Raw genomic sequence first — 1,860 nt, 5'->3', positions numbered from 1 at the left:
TGCGGCCGCCTTCGCGCACGCTGGCATAGAGCGTGCCCTTGGCCCGCGACAGCATCCGCACGCGATGGGCGCCGTCCACCGGATCGAAGCCCTCGCCGAGGAACAGCGCCGACCAGGCGTCGTCGGGCGCGCGGTCGACATCGGCCAATGCACCGCCCGGCGCGACCACCTGCCGCATGCGCTGCATCGACCCGATCTGCACGCAGGTGGGGCTGTCGCCGATGTAGTGCCGCCGCTCCAGCTCGGTGCGCAGCCCGTCGAAGCAGGGCGCGTCGGCCAGCCGCAGCGCGGGCACGACCTGACGGCTGTCGTAGCGGTCTTCGATGCGGTCCAGCGTTGCGTGATCGACCGCGCTGCGATGCAGCGGCACGGCCGATCTGGCACGCTTCACGGTGCCGCCGGCAAAGGGCAGCAGCCAGCCGTCGAGCTCCTCGGTCAGGTCGGGCGAGACCGCCGCGATGGTGGCGCGCTCGATGGCTTCGATGTCGGTGACGTTCAGTGTCGTGGTGTTCATGGCGTGGCCTCCGGCGCCGTGAACTTCGCCGCGGCCACGCCCTTGAGCAGCGCTTCGCGCTGGTTCCGGCTGATACCGCGGATGCCCTCGGCAACCCACTTGATGCGGTCGGCGTCGATGTGGCCATCGCGCCGCCATTGCTCGAGCACGGCCTGCGGCTTGTGCAGCATGGCGGCAAGCCACACGGCCTGCGCCGGATCGAGCGTGCGTGCGCTGCGCTTGAAGTAGCGGCGCGCCGCGGCCTCGGCGCCGCAGATGTTGCCGCCCCAGGGCGCGTTGTCCAGGTACAGCTGCAGGATGCGGGCCTTGCCCAGCGTCTGCTCCATCTCTACCGCGTAGAGCAGCTCACGCAGCTTGCGCTCGGCCGTGCGGTCGCTGCCCGTCACCAGCAGCTTGGCCAGCTGCTGCGCCGGATCTGGCCGGGCTTCTGGTTGTTGTCGATCGACGCGAGGATCTCGGTCAGGTCGTAGCCGCTGTGGGTGAAGAAGCGCTGGTCTTCGGCGGCGATGACGGCGCGCGCCAGCCAGCTGTCGTTGGCGAGCTTGGCCGAAGGGCCGCAGCTGGTGCGCGCGTTGAGCATGGCCTCGGTGCCCAAGCCCTCGACCGTGAATTGGCTGATAACGGGCTGCACGGCGAAGGTGGCCTCGGGCAGCACGAACTGGCCGCGCAGCGCCAGCGTGCCGCCGATGCGCGCGCGCTGCAGCTCGGGCAGGGTGGGCACCAGCACCGCGTACCAGCGCGCGATGGGCGCGTCCTGCACGCTGGCGTTCAGATGGATGTTCTTCGGCGCGAGCCTGCCGTCCCAGTTGCCTTGCAGCCGGGTGGTGTCGGTGCCCTGGGGCGTGGCTTCGAAGGTGCCGTTGAGCGTGTTGCCGTCGCGCTTCACGGTGGCAATCAGGCGTTCGACCCGGATCGGTTGGGTGCCGAGCGCCGGCACCTCCGCGCTGCAGGGCGCGCACTGCATCTCCAGCAACTCGCCGGCCGGCTTCCAGGCGAAGCGCACGGTGCCGAAGCTGGTGTCGAGCGAGCGCCCGTCGAGATAAGGCGCGAACCACGACGAGGTGGCCACGCGCACTGCGGTCGGAATGCCGATCTCGAAATTCAATGGCCCCGCCTTCACCGTGGTGCTCCACTCACCCGCAGCCGGCGCGAGCGCCAGCTTGACTATCAAAAAGATAGCTACACACGCTGTAATGACCAAGGCCAGCAGGCCATAGAGCACGAATCGCAGGATCTTCTTCAAGGCACGTTCTCGGATCGTCAGATCGGTTTTGCCACCGTGACAGCTTGCCACGGCCCATGGGATTGGCCGCTGGCCGCTGCCCAGTACCAGCTTGAAGTGTCTG

At 68.8% G+C, this 1,860-nt stretch carries 3 protein-coding genes; all 3 read right to left on the bottom strand.

From position 1 onward, the window contains the following. Positions 1 to 514: GNAT family N-acetyltransferase, cg3035/Rv0428c family (locus tag ACSFA3_RS22440; protein ID WP_435507701.1), on the bottom strand; the 514-nt coding region annotated here is incomplete at its 3' end. Further along, positions 511 to 900 carry a transglycosylase domain-containing protein gene (locus tag ACSFA3_RS22435; protein ID WP_435507700.1) on the bottom strand — a complete coding sequence of 130 codons (390 nt, stop codon included), beginning with the start codon at positions 898 to 900 and terminating at the stop codon, positions 511 to 513. The genes ACSFA3_RS22440 and ACSFA3_RS22435, both read right to left, overlap by 4 nt. Beyond that, on the bottom strand, positions 897 to 1,860 hold a 964-nt coding region (locus tag ACSFA3_RS22430; protein WP_435507699.1), incomplete at its 5' end, for a hypothetical protein. The genes ACSFA3_RS22430 and ACSFA3_RS22435, both read right to left, overlap by 4 nt.

Origin of the sequence: Variovorax glucosi (assembly GCF_051216695.1) — a bacterium.
In the GTDB taxonomy this organism is placed as follows: Bacteria; Pseudomonadota; Gammaproteobacteria; order Burkholderiales; family Burkholderiaceae_C; genus Variovorax.
This window is presented reverse-complemented; position numbering and strand designations above follow the sequence as displayed.